The organism is Micromonospora sp. NPDC005194, assembly GCF_040608335.1.
Classification (GTDB): Bacteria; Actinomycetota; Actinomycetes; order Mycobacteriales; family Micromonosporaceae; genus Micromonospora.
On sequence record NZ_JBEXIA010000014.1, the window covers coordinates 134104 to 153501 of the forward strand.

Annotated in this window: 12 protein-coding genes; 3 read left to right on the forward strand and 9 right to left on the reverse strand. The window is 73.1% G+C overall.

Annotated features, from left to right (window positions below; genetic code table 11):
- Nucleotides 1–108: 108 nt before the first annotated feature.
- Nucleotides 109–684: a TetR/AcrR family transcriptional regulator gene (locus tag ABZU53_RS15200; RefSeq protein ID WP_354855755.1), complete on the reverse strand. Its 576-nt coding sequence runs from the start codon at nucleotides 682–684 to the stop codon at nucleotides 109–111.
- Nucleotides 685–834: 150 nt separating this feature from the next.
- On the opposite strand from ABZU53_RS15200, the gene ABZU53_RS15205 reads away from it, so the two are divergent.
- Nucleotides 835–1854 carry an aldo/keto reductase gene (locus ABZU53_RS15205; RefSeq protein ID WP_355066410.1) on the forward strand — a complete coding sequence of 340 codons (1020 nt, stop codon included), beginning with the start codon at nucleotides 835–837 and terminating at the stop codon, nucleotides 1852–1854.
- A gap of 63 nt (nucleotides 1855–1917) precedes the next feature.
- Here ABZU53_RS15205 and ABZU53_RS15210 read toward each other — a convergent pair whose 3' ends face one another.
- Genes ABZU53_RS15210 through ABZU53_RS15225 form a run of 4 tightly spaced genes read right to left on the reverse strand, consistent with a single transcriptional unit; the run spans nucleotide 1918 to nucleotide 11030 of the window.
- A complete protein-coding gene (locus tag ABZU53_RS15210; protein WP_007461660.1) occupies nucleotides 1918–2109 on the reverse strand; it encodes an MbtH family NRPS accessory protein in 192 nt (63 codons plus the stop codon).
- Nucleotides 2102–5251: a beta-ketoacyl synthase N-terminal-like domain-containing protein gene (locus ABZU53_RS15215; RefSeq protein WP_355066411.1), complete on the reverse strand. Its 3150-nt coding sequence runs from the start codon at nucleotides 5249–5251 to the stop codon at nucleotides 2102–2104. The genes ABZU53_RS15210 and ABZU53_RS15215 overlap by 8 nt, the downstream gene beginning before the upstream one ends.
- Nucleotides 5248–8535 (reverse strand): amino acid adenylation domain-containing protein, encoded by a 3288-nt coding sequence (locus ABZU53_RS15220; RefSeq protein ID WP_355066412.1) that lies wholly within the window; start codon nucleotides 8533–8535, stop codon nucleotides 5248–5250. The genes ABZU53_RS15215 and ABZU53_RS15220 overlap by 4 nt, the downstream gene beginning before the upstream one ends.
- Nucleotides 8532–11030 carry an amino acid adenylation domain-containing protein gene (locus ABZU53_RS15225; protein ID WP_355066413.1) on the reverse strand — a complete coding sequence of 833 codons (2499 nt, stop codon included), beginning with the start codon at nucleotides 11028–11030 and terminating at the stop codon, nucleotides 8532–8534. Before ABZU53_RS15225 ends, ABZU53_RS15220 begins: the two co-directional genes overlap by 4 nt.
- A 301-nt stretch (nucleotides 11031–11331) precedes the next feature.
- On the opposite strand from ABZU53_RS15225, the gene ABZU53_RS15230 reads away from it, so the two are divergent.
- The gene (locus tag ABZU53_RS15230) at nucleotides 11332–13653 is read left to right on the forward strand and encodes a BTAD domain-containing putative transcriptional regulator (RefSeq protein WP_354855744.1); all 2322 of its coding nucleotides are present in this window, start codon (nucleotides 11332–11334) and stop codon (nucleotides 13651–13653) included.
- Nucleotides 13654–13763: 110 nt separating this feature from the next.
- On the opposite strand, the gene ABZU53_RS15235 is transcribed toward ABZU53_RS15230, so the two are convergent.
- From ABZU53_RS15235 to ABZU53_RS15245, 3 genes are all read right to left on the reverse strand, one after another.
- Nucleotides 13764–14279, reverse strand: coding sequence for a glycerophosphodiester phosphodiesterase family protein (locus tag ABZU53_RS15235; protein WP_354855756.1), 516 nt, complete (start codon nucleotides 14277–14279; stop codon nucleotides 13764–13766).
- Nucleotides 14192–14665: a glycerophosphodiester phosphodiesterase family protein gene (locus ABZU53_RS15240; RefSeq protein WP_355066414.1), complete on the reverse strand. Its 474-nt coding sequence runs from the start codon at nucleotides 14663–14665 to the stop codon at nucleotides 14192–14194. The genes ABZU53_RS15235 and ABZU53_RS15240 overlap by 88 nt, the downstream gene beginning before the upstream one ends.
- Before the next feature lie 191 nt (nucleotides 14666–14856).
- On the reverse strand, nucleotides 14857–16923 hold the full coding sequence (locus ABZU53_RS15245) for a PQQ-dependent sugar dehydrogenase (RefSeq protein WP_355066415.1): 2067 nt from the start codon (nucleotides 16921–16923) through the stop codon (nucleotides 14857–14859).
- Between the two features lie 888 nt (nucleotides 16924–17811).
- Between ABZU53_RS15245 and ABZU53_RS15250 the strand changes: the two genes are divergently transcribed.
- Nucleotides 17812–18858, forward strand: a complete 1047-nt coding sequence (locus ABZU53_RS15250) for a polysaccharide deacetylase family protein (protein WP_354855747.1) — start codon at nucleotides 17812–17814, stop codon at nucleotides 18856–18858.
- On the opposite strand, the gene ABZU53_RS15255 is transcribed toward ABZU53_RS15250, so the two are convergent.
- Nucleotides 18806–19369: an STAS domain-containing protein gene (locus ABZU53_RS15255; protein WP_355066435.1), complete on the reverse strand. Its 564-nt coding sequence runs from the start codon at nucleotides 19367–19369 to the stop codon at nucleotides 18806–18808. The genes ABZU53_RS15250 and ABZU53_RS15255 overlap by 53 nt on opposite strands.
- Nucleotides 19370–19398 lie beyond the last annotated feature (29 nt).

The window sequence follows — 19398 nt, forward strand, 5'->3', positions numbered from 1 at the left end:
CGGGGGCGCGCCCAATCTCCGGGCGACGCGAGCCGCCCCAGGCATGGGGCAGCTCTACAGGCAGCAGAGGGGGGCCTGCCAGCGGCGTCGAGACGGTGCCGACGGTGGCTACCGGACGCCCAGCCCTGCGATGAGGATCTCCACCATCCGGCGCGCGTCGTAGCGGGGGTCGCCCGCGCCGATGCAGAGGTTGCCGACGCCGCGCAGCAGCTCGACGGGGCTCAGGTCGGTGCGGATCTCGCCCGCCGCCGCGGCCGCGTCGAGCAGTTGGGCGCACACCGGCACCAACCGGTCGAGGAAGTAGCCGTGCAGAGCCTGGAAGGCGACGTTGTCGGACTGCAACGCCTGGGCGAGACCGTGCTTGGTGACCAGGAAGTCGACGAAGAGGTCGATCCACCGCGCGAGGGCGGCGTACCGGGTGCCGCTGGCGGCCAGCAGCGTCGGCCCGGCCTCGGCACAGGCCTCGACCTGGTGTCGATAGACGGCCACGATCAGGTCCGCCCGCGTCGGGAAGTGCCGGTAGATCGTGCCGACGCCGACGCCCGCCGTGGCGGCGATCTCGCGAACGGGCACGTCGACGCCGGACGCGACGAAGGCCGCGGCGGCGGCGTCCAGGAGCGTCGCCTCGTTGCGCCGCGCATCCGCCCGCTTCCGCGGTCGCGGTGACGTCGATCCGCTATCGATGTCGGCCACTGCGCCCGACCTCCCATGATCACTGTTGGCAAACGGAACAGTGTTCCGTATATTGGTTAGCGGAACATGGTTCCACTTGTTCAGGATGCCAGAGCAGGTGGGCCACGGCCAACCACGCCCCTTGAGCACGGAGGAACAACCATGCAGTACCGCACCTTGGGTCGCACCGGCGTCCAGGTCAGCACACTCGTGCTGGGCGCCATGAACTTCGGCAAGCTGGGACGCACCAGCCAGGACGAGGTCACCGCGATCGTCGACGCCGCCCTGGAGGGCGGGGTCAACCTGATCGACACCGCCGACATGTACAGCCAGGGCGAGTCGGAGGAGATGGTCGGCCGGGCGATCACCGGCCGCCGCGACGACATCGTGCTGGCCACGAAGGCCGGCATGCCGATGGGCGACAGGCGCGACCACCGGGGCAGCTCACGCCGCTGGCTCGTCACCGAGTTGGACAACAGCCTGCGCCGCCTCGGCGTCGACCATGTCGACCTCTACCAGATCCACCGGTGGGACCCGACCACCAGCGACGAGGAGACGCTGTCGGCGCTGACCGACCTGCAGCGGGCCGGAAAGATCCGCTACTTCGGCTCGTCGACCTTCCCCGCGTACCGCATCGTGCAGGCCGAGTGGGCCGCGCGGGAGCACCACCTGAGCCGCTACGTCACCGAACAGCCCAGCTACTCGATCCTGCAACGCGGGATCGAGACCCACGTCCTGCCCGTGACCGAGCAGTACGGCCTCGGCGTGCTGGCGTGGAGCCCGCTCGCCTCGGGCTGGCTCTCCGGCGCGGTCCGGGCGGGCCGGGAGATCACCACCAGCCGGTCGACGCTTCTGCCGGAGCGCTTCGACACCGCACTCGCGGCCAACCAGGCCAGGATGGACGCCGTCGAGCAACTGGCCAAGGTCGCCGACGAGGCCGGCCTCACCATGATCCAGCTCGCGCTCGGGTTCGTCACCGCGCACCCGGCCGTGACCAGCGCGATCATCGGTCCCCGCACGATCGACCACCTGCACTCCCAGCTCGCCGCCGCGGACACCGTGCTCTCCGCCGACGTGCTGGACGCGATCGACGCGATCGTCGCGCCGGGCGTCGACCTCGCCGCACACGAGAAGTTCGACACCCCGCCCGCCCTGCTCGACCCGGCCCTGCGCCGTCGCTGAGCCCGGCGCGGGCACGTCATCGCCGGGTCACCGACGCCGCGCGGCGGGCCGGTGACCGGTCGCTCAGCCGGCGGCCAGGTGTTCGCGGACGCTGCGAGGACGCATGTCGGTCCAGGTGCGCGTCACGAAGTCCAGGCACTCCTGGCGGCTGCCGGCGCAGCCGGCGTCCCGCCAACCGTCCGGCACCTCCTTGTGCCGCGGCCACAGGGCGTACTGCTCCTCGTCGTTGACCACCACGCGGTGTTCGTCAGCCATCGGGGTTGCCTTCCTCGTGTCGGGCCAGGTGCAGCTCGCGAGCGAGACTCTCCGGGGACAGCGCCCGGATCTCCGCGAGCAGGTCGGTGAGGTCGCCGTCCGTGGGTGGGGAAATCGCCGGAGGTACGGCGGGAGCGGGCCCCGCCAGCGCGGCGACGGTACGGGCCAGCGCGGCGGGCGTGGGTGACTCGAAGATCGCGGCGGGCGGCAGATCGACGCCGAGCGCGTCGCGCAGTCGCGCCACCACCCGGGTGCCGAGCAGCGAGTGCCCGCCCAGCTCGAAGAAGTCGTCGTCGGGGCCGATCTCGTCGACGCCGAGCAGGTCCACCCAGATCCGCCGCACCACCTCGTACGGCTCGTCCCCCGTCGAGGCCGTCGCCGCCACCGATCCCGCCGTCACCGATCCGGCCGGGGCCGGTGGCGGCGGCGCGGTGACCGGCGTGACCTCGTCGGGGGCAACGGTTCCCGGCCGGTACGCGTCAACCCAGTGCCGGTCACGCGCGAACGGGTACGTGGGCAGGGGTACCCGACGTCGTCCGGCGGCGCGGCCGTCGGGCCAGCGCACCGGGGCCCCGGCGAGCCAGAGCCGGCCGACGGCCCGGGCGACGGCGTCGTCCTCGCCGGTCGGCGTGCGCTCGGCGGGCAGGCTGGTCACCACCGGCACCCCACGTGCGGCAACGTGCTGCCGGACGAGGGTGGCCAGCGTGCGACCGGGGCCGACCTCCAGCACCGCGTACCCCTCGCCGAGCAGCAGGGTGGCCGCGGCGGTGAAGTTGACCGGACGGCGCAGCTGCCGCACCCAGTAGTCGGGGTCGGTGGCCTCGTCGTCGGTGAGCCAGCCGCCGGTCACGTTCGACACGACCGGCACTGTGGGCGGACGCAGCGGGACCTCCCGCAGGTGCGCGGCGAAGCCGGCCAGGGCCGGGTCCATCAGGGCCGAGTGGAACGCGTGGGAGGTGCGTACCTCCCGACAGGCCACCCCGCGCCCGCGCAGGTCGGCGGCGAGCGCGGCGACGGCGGCGGTCTCGCCGGAGACGGTGGTGAGGCGCGGCGCGTTGGCGGCGGCCACCTCCACTCCGGCGGGCAGCAGCGCCGTCACCTCGTCGACGCCGAGGGCCACCGAGAGCATCGAGCCCGGCGCCTGGGCCTGCATGAGCCGGCCGCGGACGGCGACGGTGGCGAGCGCGTCGGGCAGGGTGAAGACACCGGCCAGGCAGGCGGCCACGTACTCGCCGAGGCTGTGCCCCGCCATCGCGGCCGGACGTACGCCGTGGTGGCGCAGCAGTTCGGCGAGGGCGTACTCGACGGCGAACAGGGCCGGCTGGGTGAGCCGGGTCTCGTCCAGCTCGGGTGCGGCCGGGACCGCGTCGCCGGCTGGGCAGAGCAGCGCGCGCAGGTCCACGTCGAGGTGCGGGCGCAGCAGGTCGGCGCAGCGGTCGAAGGCCGCCCGGTAGACCGGTTCGGTGCGGTAGAGGGTGCGGCCCATTCCCGCGTACTGCGCGCCCTGGCCGGGAAAGAGCAGCGCCACGCCGGCCGGCGTGCCGGTGGCGACGCCGGTGCGGACCAGCGTCGAGTCACGGTCGGCGAGCTGGGCGGCGGCGGTCGTGGCGTCACGGGCGACGGTGACGAGCCGGTGGCCGAACTCCCGTCGGGTGCCCGCGAGGGTGTACGCGACGTCGGCCAGCGGCACGTCGGGGTGCTCGCTCAGGTGGGTGGCGAGCTGGTCGCGGGCCCGGTCGAGCGCGTCGGCGTCCCGGGCGGAGAGCACCAGCAGATGCGCGGACGGGCCGTCGCCGGCGCTCGGCTCTGCCGGTTCGGCGGCCTGGAGCACGACGTGCGCGTTGGTGCCGCCGATGCCGAAGGAGCTGACCGCCGCACGGGACGGCGTGCCCAGGTCGGGCCAGGGCTGCGCGGTGGTGGGCACGTGGAACGGCCCGCCGGCCAGCTCGGGGTGCGGCTCGGTGCAGTACGGGCTGGGCGGCACCACCCGGTGGTGCAGCGCCAGCGCGGCCTTGATCAGCCCGGTCACCCCGGCGGCGACGTCGAGGTGACCGAGGATCGACTTGACCGAGCCGAGCGCGCACCGGCCTCCGTCGGTGCCCCGACCGCCGTCCGCGCCCGGGCTCGCATCTGCGCCCCGGAACGCCTCGGCCAGGGCGCGCAGCTCGATCTGGTCGCCCAGCTCGGTGCCGGTGCCGTGCGCCTCGACGTAGCCGATCGTGGCGGGGTCGACCTCGGCCACCTCCTGGGCGGCCCGGATCGCGGCGACCTGACCGTCGACACCGGGCGCGGTGAAGCCGACCTTCATCCGGCCGTCGTTGTTGATCGCGGAGCCGCGGATGACCGCGTACACCGTGTCGCCGTCGTCGCGGGCGTCCGCCAGCCGGCGCAGGACGACCACGGCGGCGCCGTCGCCTCCCACGGTTCCGGTGGCGCGCACGTCGAACGGGCGGCAGTGCCCGTCGCGGGACATGATGCCGCCGGCCTCGTGCCGGTAGCCGGTGCCGGTGGGCAGCAGGACGTGCGCGGCGCCGGCGAGCGCGACGTCGCACTCGCGGGCGAGCAGCGCCTGCGCGGCGAGGTGCACGGCGACCAGCGACGACGAGCAGGCCGTCTGCACCGCCACCGCGGGTCCGCGCAGGTCCAGGTGGTACGCCACCCGGGTGGGCAGCGAGTCCTTGTCGTTGGCGAGCATCAGCTCGTACTCGGAGACCGAGTCGAGCCGCGGGTTGCGGAACAGGTGGTGCAGGAGGTAGCCGCTGGCCGCGGCGGCGGCGTACACGCCGACCAGCCGGTCGGGGTTCCCGGCGAGGTGACCGGCGCGTTCCAGGGCGGTCCAGGCGGTCTGCAGGAAGAGCCGCTGTTGCGGGTCGAGCAGCCGGGCGTCGCGGGGCGAGTAGCCGAAGAAGCCGGCGTCGAACCGGTCGATGTCGGCCAGCGCGCCGTGCGCCGGCACGTGGTCGGGGTGCCGCCGCTCCTCCTCGGTGAGGCCGGCGGCAGCCAGCTCCGCGTCGGTGAACCGGGTGATGGTCTCCTCCCCGGCGAGGATCCGCTGCCACAGCTCGTCGATGTCGGCGGCGCCGGGAAAGCGGCCGGCCATCCCGACGATGGCGATCTCCAGTCCGGTCTCCTGGTCGGTCACGCTCGTCCCTCCCCCGCCGGCACCGGGCGGGCCCGGCGGGCCCGGTCGGCCAGCGCCTGCTTGCGTTCGTCTCGTCGCCGGCCACCGGCCGGTGCGGTCGTCGGGGCGGCCGTGCCGTCGAGGAACCGGGCCAGCAGCGCGATGGTCGGATAGCGGAACAGCTCGACGGCGGGCACCGGTCGGCCCAGCCGTTCGGTGAGCCGGGTCTGCACCCGCGCCAGCAGCAGCGACGTGCCGCCCAGGTCGAAGAAGTTGTCGTCCGCGCCGACGTCGTCGAGCCCGAGCACCTGCCGCCAGGTGTCGGCGATGGCCCGTTCGACAGCGCCGTCGGGTGCCACGTACGCGGCGCCGAGGTCGGCGCGGGCCACGGTGGGGGCGGGCAACCGGGACGGGTCGAGCTTGCCGCTGGACGTCACCGGCAGGTCGGGGACCACCACGAAGGCGCTCGGCACGAGATAGCGGGGCAACCGCCGGAGCAGGCTCTGGCGCAGCTCGTCGATCGCCAACCCGTCGCCGACGAGGTAGCCGACCAGTCGTCGACCGCCGGGCACGTCGGTCCGCACCACGGCGGCGGCCCGGCGCACCCCCGGGCACTGCCGCAGTTGGGCCTCCACCTCACCCAGCTCGATCCGATAGCCGTTGATTTTGACCTGGTTGTCCGCCCGGCCGAGGAAGACCAACTGCCCGTCGGCACGCCAGCGGACCAGGTCGCCGGTGGCGTACATCCGCTCCCCCGGTGTCGGCGCGTACGGGTCGGGCAGGAAGCGCCCGGCGGTGAGCGCGGGGTCGCCGTGGTAGCCGCGGGCCACCCCGGCCCCGCCGAGGTGCAGCTCGCCGGGCACCCCCGGTGGCACCGGCCGCAGCTCGGTGTCGAGCACGTAGGCACGTACCCCGGTCAGCGGCCGGCCGATCGGCAGCTCGGTGTCGGTGGCCGCGCAGTGGGCGGCCGTGGCGGTGACGGTGGCCTCGGTGGGGCCGTACCCGTTGATCAGGAGCCGGTCGCGCGACCAGGCGGCGGCGACGTCCGGGGCGCAGGGTTCGCCGCCGACGGTGAGTATCCGCAGGTCGGGCACTGCGGCGGGGTCCAGCGCGTCGAGGACCACCGGCGGCAGGTCGGCCGCCGTGACGCGGTGCCGGGTGAGCGCGGCGGCCAGGTCGGGGCCAGGGGTGCGCTCGTCCGGGCCGAGCAGGCGCAGCGTGGCGCCCGCCGTGAGCGCGGTGACCACATCGGACAGCGCCACGTCGAAGCTGATCGAGTGGAACTGCAGGACCCGGTCGCCGGCCCGGACGCCGACCAGCCGGGCCTGCGCGGCGGCGAGGTTGCTCAGCCCCCGGTGGGTGCCGAGGACGCCCTTGGGCAGCCCGGTCGAGCCGGACGTGTAGATCAGGTAGGCGGCGGCGTCGGGGTGGACTGCCGTCGGGAGCGCGGCGTCGACGGCCGTCGGCTGCTCGTCGAGGCGCAGCAACGGCACGCCGGTGGTGGGCAGCGCCAACTCCGCGTCGGCAGTGGTGACCACCAGCGCGGCGGCGGAGTCGGCGAGCAGGTGCGCCAGCCGGGCCGCCGGCAACTGCGGGTCCAGGGGCAGGTAGACCCCACCCGCCCGGAGTACGGCGAGGAACGTGACCACCCAGTCCGGGCCCGCGGGCAGGCAGACCCCGACGGTCGTCTCGGCCCGCACGCCCCGGGCGGCGAGGGTCCGGGCCAGGCGGTCGGCCCGCGCGTCCAGCTCCCGGTAGGTCAGGGCCTGATCGCGGTACGCCAGGGCGACCGTCTCCGGTGCCGCCGCGGCCCGGCGGGCGACCAGCTCGCCCAGGCTCGGCTGGCCCTGCGGCGCGGGCGCGGTGGCGGCCCAGCGGTCGACCAGCTCCCGTCCGGCGGGCGCGTCGAGCAGCGGCAGCCGGTCCACGGGGGTGTCCGGGGCGGCGAGCGCGGCGGTGAGCAGGGTGTCGAGCTGGTCGGCGAGCGCCCGGGCGGTGGACTCGTCGAAGAGGCGCGTCCGGTACTCGATCCGCCCGTCGATGCGGCCCTCGTACGGGATGACGGTCAGCGTCAGGTCGAACATGGACGTGCCGGTGTGCGTCTCACCGCTGGCCAGCACGCTCACCCCGGGCAGGGTCAGCCGCTGCTCCCAGCCGTCCTCGACGGCGAACATCACCTGGGCGAGCGGGTGCCGGCCGGCGTCGCGGACCGGGCGCAGCTCCTGTACCAGGGCGTCGAACGGCACCGGGTCGGTCAGCGCGGTCAGCGCGGAGTCCCGCAGCCGATCCAGCAGCGCGGCGAAGGTCAGTCCACCGTCGACCCGGCTGCGCAGCACCAGGGTGTTGACGAAGAAGCCGACCGCGGTCTCGCTGTCGAGCGTCTGCCGGTTCGCCACCGGGGTGGCGATCAGCAGGTCCGGCTGCTGGCTTCGGCGGTGCAGCAACGCCGCCCAGGCCGCCGCGAAGATCATGTACGGCGTCGCGCCGGTGCGGCGGCCCGCCTCGGCGACCCGGTCGGCCAGCTCCGGTGGCCAGGAGAACTCGATCTCGTGGCCGGCGTCCTCCAGCTCGGCCGGGCGGGGCCGGTCGGTCGGCAGGTCGAGCCCCGGCGGCGCACCGGTCAGCGCGTCGCGCCACCAGTCCAGCCGCCGGGCCAGCTCGGTCGGGCCGAGCAGTCGGTCCTGGGCCAGCGCGGCCGGTACGTCCCGGGGCACCGGCGGCAGCGCCGGACGCCGCCCCTCCCGCAGGGCCGCGTACGCCGTCGACAGCTCCTCGAAGAGCAGACCCATGCTCCAGCCGTCACACACCACGTGGTGCAGGGAGAGCAGCAGCGCGAAGTCGGTGGGGCCGGTGCGGCACAGGGTGGCCCGCACCAGCGGCCCCCGGGCCAGGTCGAAGGGACGTACCGCCTCGGCGGCGGCGTACTCGTCGATCCGCTCCGGCGCGACGTCCTCGACCACCAGCGGCAGACCGGTCGGCGGCAGGACCAGCTGGTACGACTGCCCGTCCAGCGGCACGAACACCGTGCGCAGCGCCTCGTGCCGCGCCACGACCTCGTCGAGCGCGCCGCGCAACGCGGCCACGTCCAGGTCGCCACGCAGGTCCACCCGGTACGGCACGTGGTAGGCCGGGCTGTCCGGGCGGAGCTGCGCCAGCAGCAGCATCCACTCCTGGGCGGCGGTGAGCGGGTGGATGCCGTACCGGTCGCCGTCGGCGCGGATCGCGGCGAGGAGCGCCCGCCGCCGTTCGGGCGGCAGGGCGTCCACGCGCTGGCGCAACTGCTCGGGCGTGAGGGCTCCGATCATCGGGCGATCCCCTGTTCGAGCTGGTCGAGCAGGCCGGCGAGGTCGGCGGGTGGCGGCCCGTCCGACGCGACCGGCAGTGCCGCTTCGGTGGGCTCGACCGGCACCCCGCTGATCTCGTCGGCCGCGGCGGCCAGCCCGGCCACGGTCGGGTGGTCGAAGATCAGCCGCAGCGGCACCTCCGCGCCGATCGCGGCGGCGAGCCGGGAGCGGACCCGGGTCGCCTTCAGGGACCGCCCGCCGAGGTCGAAGAAGTCGTCGTCGCGGCGGCGCACCGGCACGCCGAGGACGTCCTGCCAGATCTCGGCCACCGCCCGCTCGGTGGGTGTCCGCGGAGATGCGTCACCGTCGCCCGTCGCGGCCGTGTCGGGCGCGGGCAGCGCCGCGACGTCCACCTTGCCGTTGCGGTTCAGCGGCAGCCGCGGCACCACCACGAACAGGGCCGGCACCAGGTGGTCGGGCAGTTGCTCGCGGGCCCGCTCCCGGACCGCCTCGACGCGCACCCCGTCGTCGGGCACGACGTACGCGACCAGTCGGGCGTCCCCGGCGGCGTCGCGGTCGGCGCGCACGATCGCGTCCCGCAGCAGCCCGCCAGCGCGTAGCGCCTCGGTCACCTCGCCCGGCTCGACCCGGTACCCGCGGATCTTGACCTGGTGGTCCGAGCGGCCGACGAACTCGATCAACCCGTCCGGGCGTTGCCGGACCACGTCGCCGGTGCGGTAGAGCCGGCCCCCGGTGCGCGGCCCGAACGGGTCGGGCACGAACTTCTCGGCGGTCGCGTCGGGGCGGCCGAGGTAGCCGCGGGCCACCCCGTCCCCGCCGATGAACAGCTCACCGAGCACGCCCGGCGGCACCGGTTGCAGGAGCCGGTCCAGCACGTACACCCGGGTGTTGGCGACCGGGCCGCCGATCGGCACGATCGGGTCCGCGGCGGTGAGCCGGGCGCAGTCGTACGTCGTGGTGTAGGTGGTGGCCTCGGTCGGGCCGTACCCGTTGACCAGCGTCGTGTCCGGGCAGGCCGCCCGGAGCCGGTCAACTGCCGTCCGGTCGGCCTGCTCGCCGCCGAACGTCAGGTAGCGCAGCGCGGCCAGGGCGTCCGGCGCCTCGGTCGCCACCTGCCGGGCCACGGACGTGGCCAGGAACATCATCGTCACGCCGGTGTCGCGCAGCCGGGCGCGCAACCGGTCCGGCACGATCACGTCGTTGATGTCCAGGTCCGCCAGGCAGGCGCCGTTGAGCAGGGCGCCCCACACCTCCAGGGTCGCCGCGTCGAACGACATCGTGGCGGCCTGTCCCATCACGTCGTCCGGGCGTACGTCGACGAAGTTGGTGTCGCGGACCAGCCGGACGATGTTGCGGTGGCTGACCCCGGTGCCCTTGGGGTGGCCGGTGGAGCCCGACGTGTACATCACGTACGCGAGCTGGTCGGGATGGATGGTCACCGCCGGCGGGTCCGCCGGGCCGTCGTCGGCCGGCAGCCGGTCCACGACGATCCGGGGCGTGTCGTCGTCCGGGAGCCGGTCGGCCAGCGCGGCGGTGTGCAGGATCGCTCCCGGTGTGGCGTCGCGGCACATCAACGCCAGCCGCTCCGGCGGGTATCCGGGGTCCAGCGGCAGGTACGCGGCGCCGACCTTGAGCGTCGCCAGCGCGGCGATCACCCAGGCGGTGGTGTCGGCGAGGCAGATGCCGACCAGCGTCTCGGCGCCGATCCCCAGCCGGCGCAGACGCTCCGCCAGGTGGTTGGCACGCCGGTCCACCTCCCGGTAGGCGAGGACCCTCTCGCCGTCGCGCAGCGCGGGCGCGTCCGGGGTCTGCCGGACCCACTGGGCGAACAGGTCGGGCACCGACCTTTCTCGGGGGTAGGCGCTGTCGGTGGCGTTCCAGTCGATCACCACCTGCCGTTCCGTCGCCGGGTCGAGCAGCGGGAGGTCGGACAGGCGCGCTCCGGGCCGCTCCTGCGCCCGGGCGAGCAGCACGGCCAACGCCGCCCCGATCGACGTCGCGTGTGGGTGGTGGCTCACCGTGGCCGCCGGGCGTTCGTCGGTGTCGTCGATCAGCAGCCGCACCGCACCCCGATAACCGGGGGGCGCCTGATCGGAGCTAATCGATACCACCGGCCGATAGTCGGGAACCGTTTCGGGCAATTCCGCGTCGTGCTCCCGGGCCTCGCGCAGAGCCGTTCGGACCAGGTCCCGCAGCTCGGTCCACGTGGGATCCTCGGGCAACCGGACCCGCACGGGCAGCCAGCGTCCCGGGCCGGTCGGCGCGGCCGGCGTCTCGGCGAGCAGGTCCCGGCCGCCGACCCAACGGTGCAGCAGCGCGAACAGGCCGGCCAACGAGCTGACCTGCGGCTCGACCGAGTCGCATGGCAGATCCGCACGGGCTTCCCCGGCAGGGGCGGTCGGTGGCGCGAAGGGCAGGTCCGGCGGCTCCGGGAGGTCCGTGAGCTGCCGTTCCCAAAAGGCGGAAAGGCCAGGGAAAACTGTCTGTTCGGTCATCGGATCTCAGCTCCGATCGGCGGGCGACACGCAATGCCGGGAAGTCTGGACCGCGCCCGTGCCAGTTGCTTGTAGGGGCCGTTCGGGTGCCGTTGCGGCGGTCTGAGGGAAACCTGAGTGCGCGTTTATGCCGATAGCGCATTGCAGTCAGTAAGTACACCGACTCTTTTGGTTATGGCGATGCCGCTCGATGAAGACAATGATCGGGCCCGGGGGGAAGCCACGCCGGGGGCGACGACTCGTAGTGCCCGGTTGTCTCTTCGCTCGCCTGAGCCTCCACGAGAGAACACAGGAGCGGTGAATGTCCGGAGACAATGTCAACCATGCCTGGCGCCCGTCGACGCCGGCTCGCAGCGAAGGTGGGGACGAGGCATCGACCGCAGAACGACACCCTACGGGTGGTGACCCGGGTCGGGCGCTGCGCCGCCTCGCCTCCGCCGGTGACCGCGCGGCCGCGCACCTGTGGCTCGCCACCCAGCCCGACCTGCTGGCCGCGACACCCGACCCGGCCGACGCACCGGTCGCGGAGATCTGGCGCGCGGCGCTGCGGCACCACCTCGCCGGGGAACCACACCTGGCGACGGCCCGCCTGGCGACCGCGCCGATCGGCGCGACCGGCCCACACGCCGTGCAGCTGTACTGCCACGCGGCGGTGCACCACCTGCTCGACGACGACATCGAGCGCGCCAGCACCGACGTCGAGGAGGCGGCGCGTGCCGCCCACGCGTGCGGCGTCCCGACCGCCCACCAGGCGTACGCCCGGGTGGTCGTGCTGCTCGCCGCCGCCACCGGCGACGCGGCGGCGACCCGCGGGCGTGTGGAGGCGACCGACGGGCTGCGCCGCGCGGACGCCGGCCTGTTCCGGTTGATGGTCCACCTGGACCTGGCCGGCCACCTGCTGTGGGCCGGCGACGCCGCCGACGCGCTGCGGCACGCCGAGGCTGCCGTCCGACTGACCGAGGTGGCGGGCGACACCGGTTTCGAGCCGTACGCGCTGACCCTCACCGCAGTGGCGAAGTGTCAGCTCGGCCGGTTGGAGGAGGCGCTCGCCGACGGCGCCGCAGGGCTTCGCCTGCGGGAGCTGGCGGGAGTCGCCGCCGACGAGGCGATCTCGCTGGCCGCCCTCGGGATGGTGCACCGCCGCCGGCGGGAGCCGCGGCAGGCCCGGCAGGCGTTGGAGAGCGCTCTGGCCGCGGTGGGCAGCGGTCAGCCGCGCATCGTCTCGACCGCCTGGGTCCTGGCCGAGCTGGCGCGGATCCGCGCGGCCGACGACCTGTGCGCCGCGCAGGATCTCGCCGAACGGGCGGTCACCATGGCCCGGGAGCCCGAACGGCCGTACGCCCTGCTGGCCCGCGGCTGGGTGGCGTTGCTGCGCGGTGACACCGTCGCCGCCCACTTCGACGCCGCCGAGGCCCGCACCGGCGCGACCGTCGGGCGGCGACGCGCCACCCTCGTCGAGGCGCTCCAGCTCACCGTGCTCGCGGCGGACGACCCGCGCGCGTCCGCCGGGCTGCTCGACGACGCCGCCGCGCTCTGCCGGGAACTGGGCGACCCGGCCGAGGAGGCCACCGTCCAGCTGATCGCCGCCCGGCTACAGGGACGGCAGGCCCGCCGCGGCGCCGAGGGCGCCGAGCAGAAGCTGCGCCGCTGCGGGGTACGCCTGGACCCGGGCGTCGCCGACGGGCTCACCGCGATCACGCTGCGCGTACCGGCGGTGGTCATCCACACGCTTGGCGACTTCCGGGTGTTCCGGGCCGGCGCCGTCGTCCCGTACGGCGAGTGGCAGTCCAAGAAGGCACGGGACCTGCTGAAGATCCTCGTCGCGCACCGGGGACGCGCCGTGCCCCGGGCCAGGCTGATGGAGCTGCTCTGGCCGGACGAGTCGCCGTCGCGGACCGCGAACCGGCTGTCGGTGCTGCTGTCCACGTTGCGCCGGGTGCTCGGCACCGGACGCCGCACCAGCGGCCGGGGCGCGGTGCTGGCCGACCGGGGTTCGGTGGCGATCGACCTGGACGTGATCGACGTGGACGTCGAGACGTTCCTGACCGCCGCCGAGGAGGCGCAGGTCGCCCTGCGGGGCGGACACCCGGACACGGCCCGTGCGCTGGTCCGCGCCGACGAGCTGTACGGCGGGGACTTCCTCGCCGACGACCCGTACGAGGACTGGGCGCAGCCGCTGCGGGAGGAGGCGCAGGTCGCGCACACCAGCGTGCTGCGGGCTCTGGCCCAGCACGCCTCGGACACGGACCAGAAGCTGGTCTACCTGATGCGGCTGGTGCACCGGGACCCCTACGACGAGGACGCCCACCTGGAGTTGGTGCAGGTGCTGCGCGCGGCCGGGCGGCACGGCGAGGCGCAGCGGCGTTATCGCACGTACGTCGAGCGGATGCGGGAGTTGGGCATCGCGCCGGCCGGCGGCGAGGCGACCGACCCCGACGCGGGGCCCGCCGGGGCCGGCGGCGGGCAGCACGCCGAGCCGTCGGCCGGGGCACTGACCCGGTGGCGGGCGCCGGCCGCGCAGACCCGGCCGTGGACGACGGAGTTGGGCGGCGCCCACCGCCCGACCGGCGTCCCCGCGCAGCGGACGGGGAATCCGAGGAGGCTCATTGAGCATCCGGCCTGACCGGGCCGCCCGACCGTCGCCGGCCGCGCCGGGGCAGGCCCGCCGCACGGGACCGGCCCCGCGAGCGCGCCAGGCGGCTCACGGGACCGGCCCCGGATCGGGCGTGCCGGTCAGTGGCGGGGCTGGTAGCTCTTCGGCAGCCGCATGCCACGCTCGGCCATGATCGCCCGGACCCGGTTGGGGTAGTTGGTGATGATCCCGTCGACGCCCATGTCCATCAGCGCGGACACGGTGGCCGGGTCGTCGCAGGTCCACGGAATGATCTTCAGGCCCCGGGCGTGCGCCTCGGCCACCATGGTCGCGTCCGGGTAGAAGCGGAAGTTCGGGTCGCTGATGGTCCCGTTCTGCGGGAATCCGTAGTTGGGCGACAGGGCGGTGACGCCTGAAATGGCGGCGGCGGCCTTCACGAAGTCACCGTCGTAGTCGTCAGCGTCGATCCCGCCCAGCCAGGGGGACGCGCCCGGCTGGCCGACCTGGAGGAAGTCGTAGTTCGTGAGGGCCACCAGCGGCCACTTCGGCGCGAGCCGGTGCATCTGGCTCAGCGCACCCCAGTCGAACGACTGGATGGTGACCTGCTTCTCGATGCCGGAGGAGTGGATCTCCTCGAAGACCCGCCGGACGAACAGCTCGCGAGGCGCGGTCTGCTCGGGCGCGCCCGGTCCTTGATGTACTTGCCGACGTACGGGTACATCGTCTCACCGGCCGTGACCGGTGCGGTGTCGGCGCACTTCTGAGCGCTGATCTGGCGGTCGTGGTTGACGACCACCTTCTGGTCCTTGGTGATCTGGGTGTCCAGCTCCAGTGTGGTGACACCGAGACGCATCGCCTTGCCGAAGCCTTCCAGCGACTCCTCGGTGGTCATGCCGATGCCGCCGCGGTGGGCTTGGAGGTCGAAATGGGTCTTCCGGGGGTGCGGCGCGCTGGCGCTGTCGACGGTTGACGCGTGCGCGGCCACCGGAACGGCGAGCGCGGGCAGAACGGCAAGGCCCGCCAGAACGTGACGTAGGGACATGGTGCAAACCTCAGCTCTTTCAGGTGCAGATGCCCTGGTGAGGCTAGGTGGGAGGCGATCCGGCGCGATGACCTCGCCACAAGCGGGGTGTGAACGCTCGCCGAACCCTCGACGGCCGTGGCCGCGACACAGCGCCGAAAGTGCACCGACGGCCACCGGATCGTCGCGGTGGCCGTCGGCGAACGTGGGCGCTAGTTGCCGAGGGTGACGTGCAGGACGCGTTCGTTGCTGTTGTTCGGGGTGCTGTCCTTGTCACCGGTGTTGGTGGTGGTGAGCCACAGTCCCCCGTCGGGCGCCGGCTCCACCGTCCGCAGCCGGCCATAGGTGCCACTGAAGTACGTCTGCACGTTCGTCAGGCTGCTGCCGCTGATCACGGCGCGGTACATCCGCGTACCGCGGGCGCAGGCGACGTAGAGCGCGTCGCGCACGATCGCGATGCCGGAGCAGGAGCCCTCGGCGGTCGGGTAGGTGCGGGCCGGCGCGATGTAGCCGGCGGTGCCGCAGGTGCCGCTGGTGCCCTCGCAGGCCGGCCAGCCGTAGTTGCCGCCTCGCGTGATCAGGTTGGTCTCATCCATGATCGAGTTGCCGAACTCCTGCTCCCACAGGCGGCCCTGCGAGTCGAACGCGAGCCCCTGCGGATTGCGGTGCCCGTAGCTCCACACGTAGTTGCCGAACGGGTTGTCCGCCGGGACGCTGCCGTCCGGGTTGAGGCGCAGGATCTTGCCCTCAAGGGTGGAGCGGTCCTGGGCGTAGGCGCCGTTCTGCGCGTCGCCGGTGCTGGCGTACAGCTTGCCGTCCGGGCCGAACCGCAGGCGACCGCCGTCGTGGAACTTGTTGCGCCGAATCCCGCTGAGCAGGACCTGCTCGCTGGCGGTGGTGAGCCGGTCGTTCTCCATCTTGATCCGGACGATCCGGTTGTCGCTGGGCGAGGTGTGCATGATGTAGAGCCACCGGTCGCTGGCGAAGGTCGACGAGATCGCGAGACCCAGCAGGCCACCCTCACCGTCGGTGCTCTGCACGTTCGGCACGGTGCCCACTGTGGTCTTCGCCCCCGTGGTGGGGTTGAGATGGATGATGTCGTGCGCGTCGCGGCGGTTGTAGAGGACGGTGCCGTCCGGCAGCGTCACCAGCCCCCACGGGATGTCGGTGTCGGTGGTGACCTGCCGCACCGTGCACACCGGGTTGGCGCAGGTGGCGCCGGTGCTCACCGAGACAGAGGCGCTGCGCGCCGAGGCGTTGTCCTGCCCGTCGCGGGCGAGGACCTGGTACTGGTACGTGGTGTTCGCCGCCAGGCCGCTGTCGGTGAAGGTGGTGGCCGGCGGGGCGCCCGTGACAGTGCCGATCTTCACGCCACCGCGGTAGACGTCGTACGCCCGGACCCCGACGTTGTCGCTCGACGCGGCCCAGCGCAGGGTCACCGTGGTCCCCGACGCGGTGCCGGTGAGCTGCGTCGGCGTGCTCGGCGGCACGGTGTCGGCCTGGCAGGGCGGCGGCGTGATCGTCACGGTGGCGCTGGCCTGCGACACGTTCCCGGCGGCGTCACGCGCGTTGACGTACAGGCCCCAACTCGCTCCGGGGACGACGGTGAGGCTGGCCGACAGGGTGCCGCCGTTCACCGAGGTCATGAGCTGGCCATCGTGATAGATGTCGTAGAACGCCACAGCGACGTTGTCCGTCGAGGCGTTCCACGCGAAGGTCACCGAGTTGCAGGTCAGCCCGCTCACCCGAGGGTTGCCGGGCGGTGTGGGTGGCTGACTGTCGGTGCTGCCGAGCGACGACGTCCAGCGCTGGTTGGCCTGCCCGTTGCACGTCCAGAGGCCGACAGTCGTGCCGTTGGCGGTGCCCCCGCCGGTCACGTCCAGGCAGAGTCCGGACTGGACACCGAAGATGCTCCCGTCGGCGTTGATCCGCCAGCGCTGGTTGGCGCCGCCGGTGCAGCCGTAGATCTGCAGCGCGGCGGGCGCGCTCGTGTCCTGGCCGACCACGTCCAGGCACATCGTCGCGTCGTACACCCGCAACTCGCCGGCGGCGGTGAACGTCCACGCCTGGTTGGCCTGGCCGACGCAGTCGTAGATGTTGATGCCGGCGCCGGGTGTGCGTGAGTTGCCCACCACGTCCAGACACCGACCGGACGCCACACCGACGACGGTTGACGGGCCCGCGGCCGACGCCGGCACGCCGACCGCCACGGCCAGCAGCATCGCCGCGGCAAACGCCGGCGCCAGCCGTCGTGGTCTGACTCGGGCGAAGGTTCGCATCCGTCCTCCAAGGTCGGGGCATCGAACGGCCCGACCCCACGCCGGACGACCCAGCGCCCGACCGGACCGACGAGGAAACAACATCGACCATCAAAGATGGATTCGCGACACATGTCAACGATCTCGTTCGATCGAGGACAAACCCGATCAACGAGGTCGTCGTCGAAGTCGGGCGGTACGCGCGGCACCACCGCGGGCGCCCACGGTGATCCGATCCGGCGGCCGGACCGCCCAGCCCGCCGTGCGGGGCGATCCGGCCGGCGGTCAGCTCGCCCTGCGTGAGACCGTTGGCCAAGGTGCGGCCGCCTGCCGTCGCCGCCCGGCAGACCAGGTCGCCGCGAGCGACCCGAATCGACACCCGTCAAGGTCTGTCGATGGCGGAAGTATTGGTAGTACGTCGGCGGACTGTCAACGTTTACCGGAAAGATTGCGGAGCCGCCTGGCGACCCCCGCGCACTTGACGAACTGTCGAGCCTGGCCACGGCCCTGATCAATCTCTCCACAACGGATGCTTCGGCGAAGCCGTTCGTTGATTGGTCGGATCTCCGTCGGGAATTCCGGGAGGTTTCCGGATCACGACCGTCCGGCCGCCCTGAATACCGAGGCGATCAGCCCCACCGCCGCAGCCACCGGATCGCCATTGCGGCGACATCCCGGCTGCTCCGGATCGGTCCGGTGACGCGAGGACAGCTCCGGGTGGCTATCGGCGCGGGTTCCGGAAATTGTTGACGCGTCGGAATTCTCGCTGTAATACTTCGATCCATTCTGGTCGATGCGATCCCGCTTCCGGCGGGTTTCGGTCGATCTCCCCACCCACCACCCACACGTCCGGACCGGACCATGCCGCCCGCACACCGGGGCACGTTCGGACCGGTAGAAGGGGCACAGATGAGCACTGTCTCCGCTGGCACGCTCGTACGGTCGAGGCGACTACGTGCGGCGCTGTCCATCCTCGCCACCGCCGTCGCGACGTGCGGCATCGTCGTCGTGGCCACCGCCACCCCGTCGAGCGCCGCCACCTGCAACGGCTACGTCGGCCTCACCTTCGACGACGGTCCGACCGGCAGCACCAGCGCACTGCTGAACGTGCTGCGCGCCAACGGCGTACGGGCCACCATGTTCAACATCGGGCAGAACGTGCAGAACAACAGGTCGGCGGCGCAGGCACAGGTGGCCGCCGGCATGTGGGTCGGCAACCACAGCTGGAGCCACGCCCACATGACGTCGATGAGTCAGTCCCAGATGCAGTCCGACCTGTCCCAGACGAGTTCGGCGATCCAGTCCGCGACCGGCATCCGGCCCCAGCTGTTCCGGCCGCCGTACGGGGAAACCAACTCGACCCTCCAGTCGGTCGCCTCGTCGCTCGGGATGCGGCAGGTGATCTGGGATGTCGACTCACAGGACTGGAACGGCGCGAGCGTCAGCCAGATCGTGTCGAACGCCAGCCGCCTCCAGGCCGGCCAGGTCATCCTCATGCACGACGGGATCCAGAACACCCGGGACGCCATCGGCCAGATCGTGGCCAACCTGACCAGCCGCAACCTCTGCCCCGGCATGATCTCGCCGTCCACCGGTCGCGCGGTCGCACCCGACGGCGCGACCCCGCCACCGGGCAGCACGACTCCCCCGCCCAGCAGCACGACCCCGCCGCCGTCCGGCGGCAGCTGCACCGCGACGGCGACGACGACGAACGTCTGGGGTGACCGGTACAACACCTCGGTCACCGTCAGCGGCACCAACACCTGGACCGTGGTGGTCGCCCTCACCTCGCCGCAGAAGGTCTCCACCATCTGGAACGGCAGCGCCACCTGGGACAGCAGCGGCAACGTCATGACCGTACGACCCAACGGCGGCGGCAACACGTTCGGCTTCACCACGATGTTCAACGGCAACAGCAGCGCCCGACCGCAGATCCGCTCCTGTACGGCCGGCTGACACCGCGACGGTCCTGCGTGGCGTCAGCCGGATGCCACGCAGGACCAGAGCCCGTCTTCACTGCCTCGCAGCAGGAGGCGATTCGCTCGAACAGGTGCTCCACCTGGGTGATGCGCAGTACACGCTGGGTGATACCGCCGGCACCCCTGATCGAGAAGCGGGAGCCGCCCCGCTTCGCCCGGTCGGCGGCCAGGAGCAGGACGTGGACCCCTGCGGCGCTGAAGAAGTCGACAGCCGCGAGATCGCAACAGACGTCGGGGTGGCGGTCCAGGGCGTTGGTCAGCGCCGCCCCCAGCAGCGGGGCGGTGTCCATGTCGACATAGGCCGCCGGGGCGACGATCAACCGGTCGGCGGAGAACGGGGCAGACGAGTTGATGGGCTCGGTGTAACGGGCCACGGAGAAGGGCCGTTCCGGGACAGCCGGGCCCCAGAACCCACTCCGGTAGTGACGAGCGAATCGGGTCGATGTCGCCCGCGGAGGCTGGATCGCCATCTCTACGCGGTCGATCATGGGCACCCGCCTCCCGTTGGAGATCCTGG

What these genes read in the sequence shown, in the direction of transcription:
- ABZU53_RS15205 (WP_355066410.1), top strand. Translation starts at nt 835, where the DNA reads ATGCAGTACCGCACCTTGGGTCGCACCGGCGTCCAGGTCAGCACACTC.
- ABZU53_RS15210 (WP_007461660.1), bottom strand. Translation starts at nt 2,109, where the DNA reads ATGGCTGACGAACACCGCGTGGTGGTCAACGACGAGGAGCAGTACGCC.
- ABZU53_RS15220 (WP_355066412.1), bottom strand. Translation starts at nt 8,535, where the DNA reads ATGATCGGAGCCCTCACGCCCGAGCAGTTGCGCCAGCGCGTGGACGCC.
- ABZU53_RS15225 (WP_355066413.1), bottom strand. Translation starts at nt 11,030, where the DNA reads ATGACCGAACAGACAGTTTTCCCTGGCCTTTCCGCCTTTTGGGAACGG.
- ABZU53_RS15230 (WP_354855744.1), top strand. Translation starts at nt 11,332, where the DNA reads ATGTCCGGAGACAATGTCAACCATGCCTGGCGCCCGTCGACGCCGGCT.
- ABZU53_RS15240 (WP_355066414.1), bottom strand. Translation starts at nt 14,665, where the DNA reads ATGTCCCTACGTCACGTTCTGGCGGGCCTTGCCGTTCTGCCCGCGCTC.
- ABZU53_RS15245 (WP_355066415.1), bottom strand. Translation starts at nt 16,923, where the DNA reads ATGCGAACCTTCGCCCGAGTCAGACCACGACGGCTGGCGCCGGCGTTT.
- ABZU53_RS15250 (WP_354855747.1), top strand. Translation starts at nt 17,812, where the DNA reads ATGAGCACTGTCTCCGCTGGCACGCTCGTACGGTCGAGGCGACTACGT.
- ABZU53_RS15255 (WP_355066435.1), bottom strand. Translation starts at nt 19,369, where the DNA reads ATGATCGACCGCGTAGAGATGGCGATCCAGCCTCCGCGGGCGACATCG.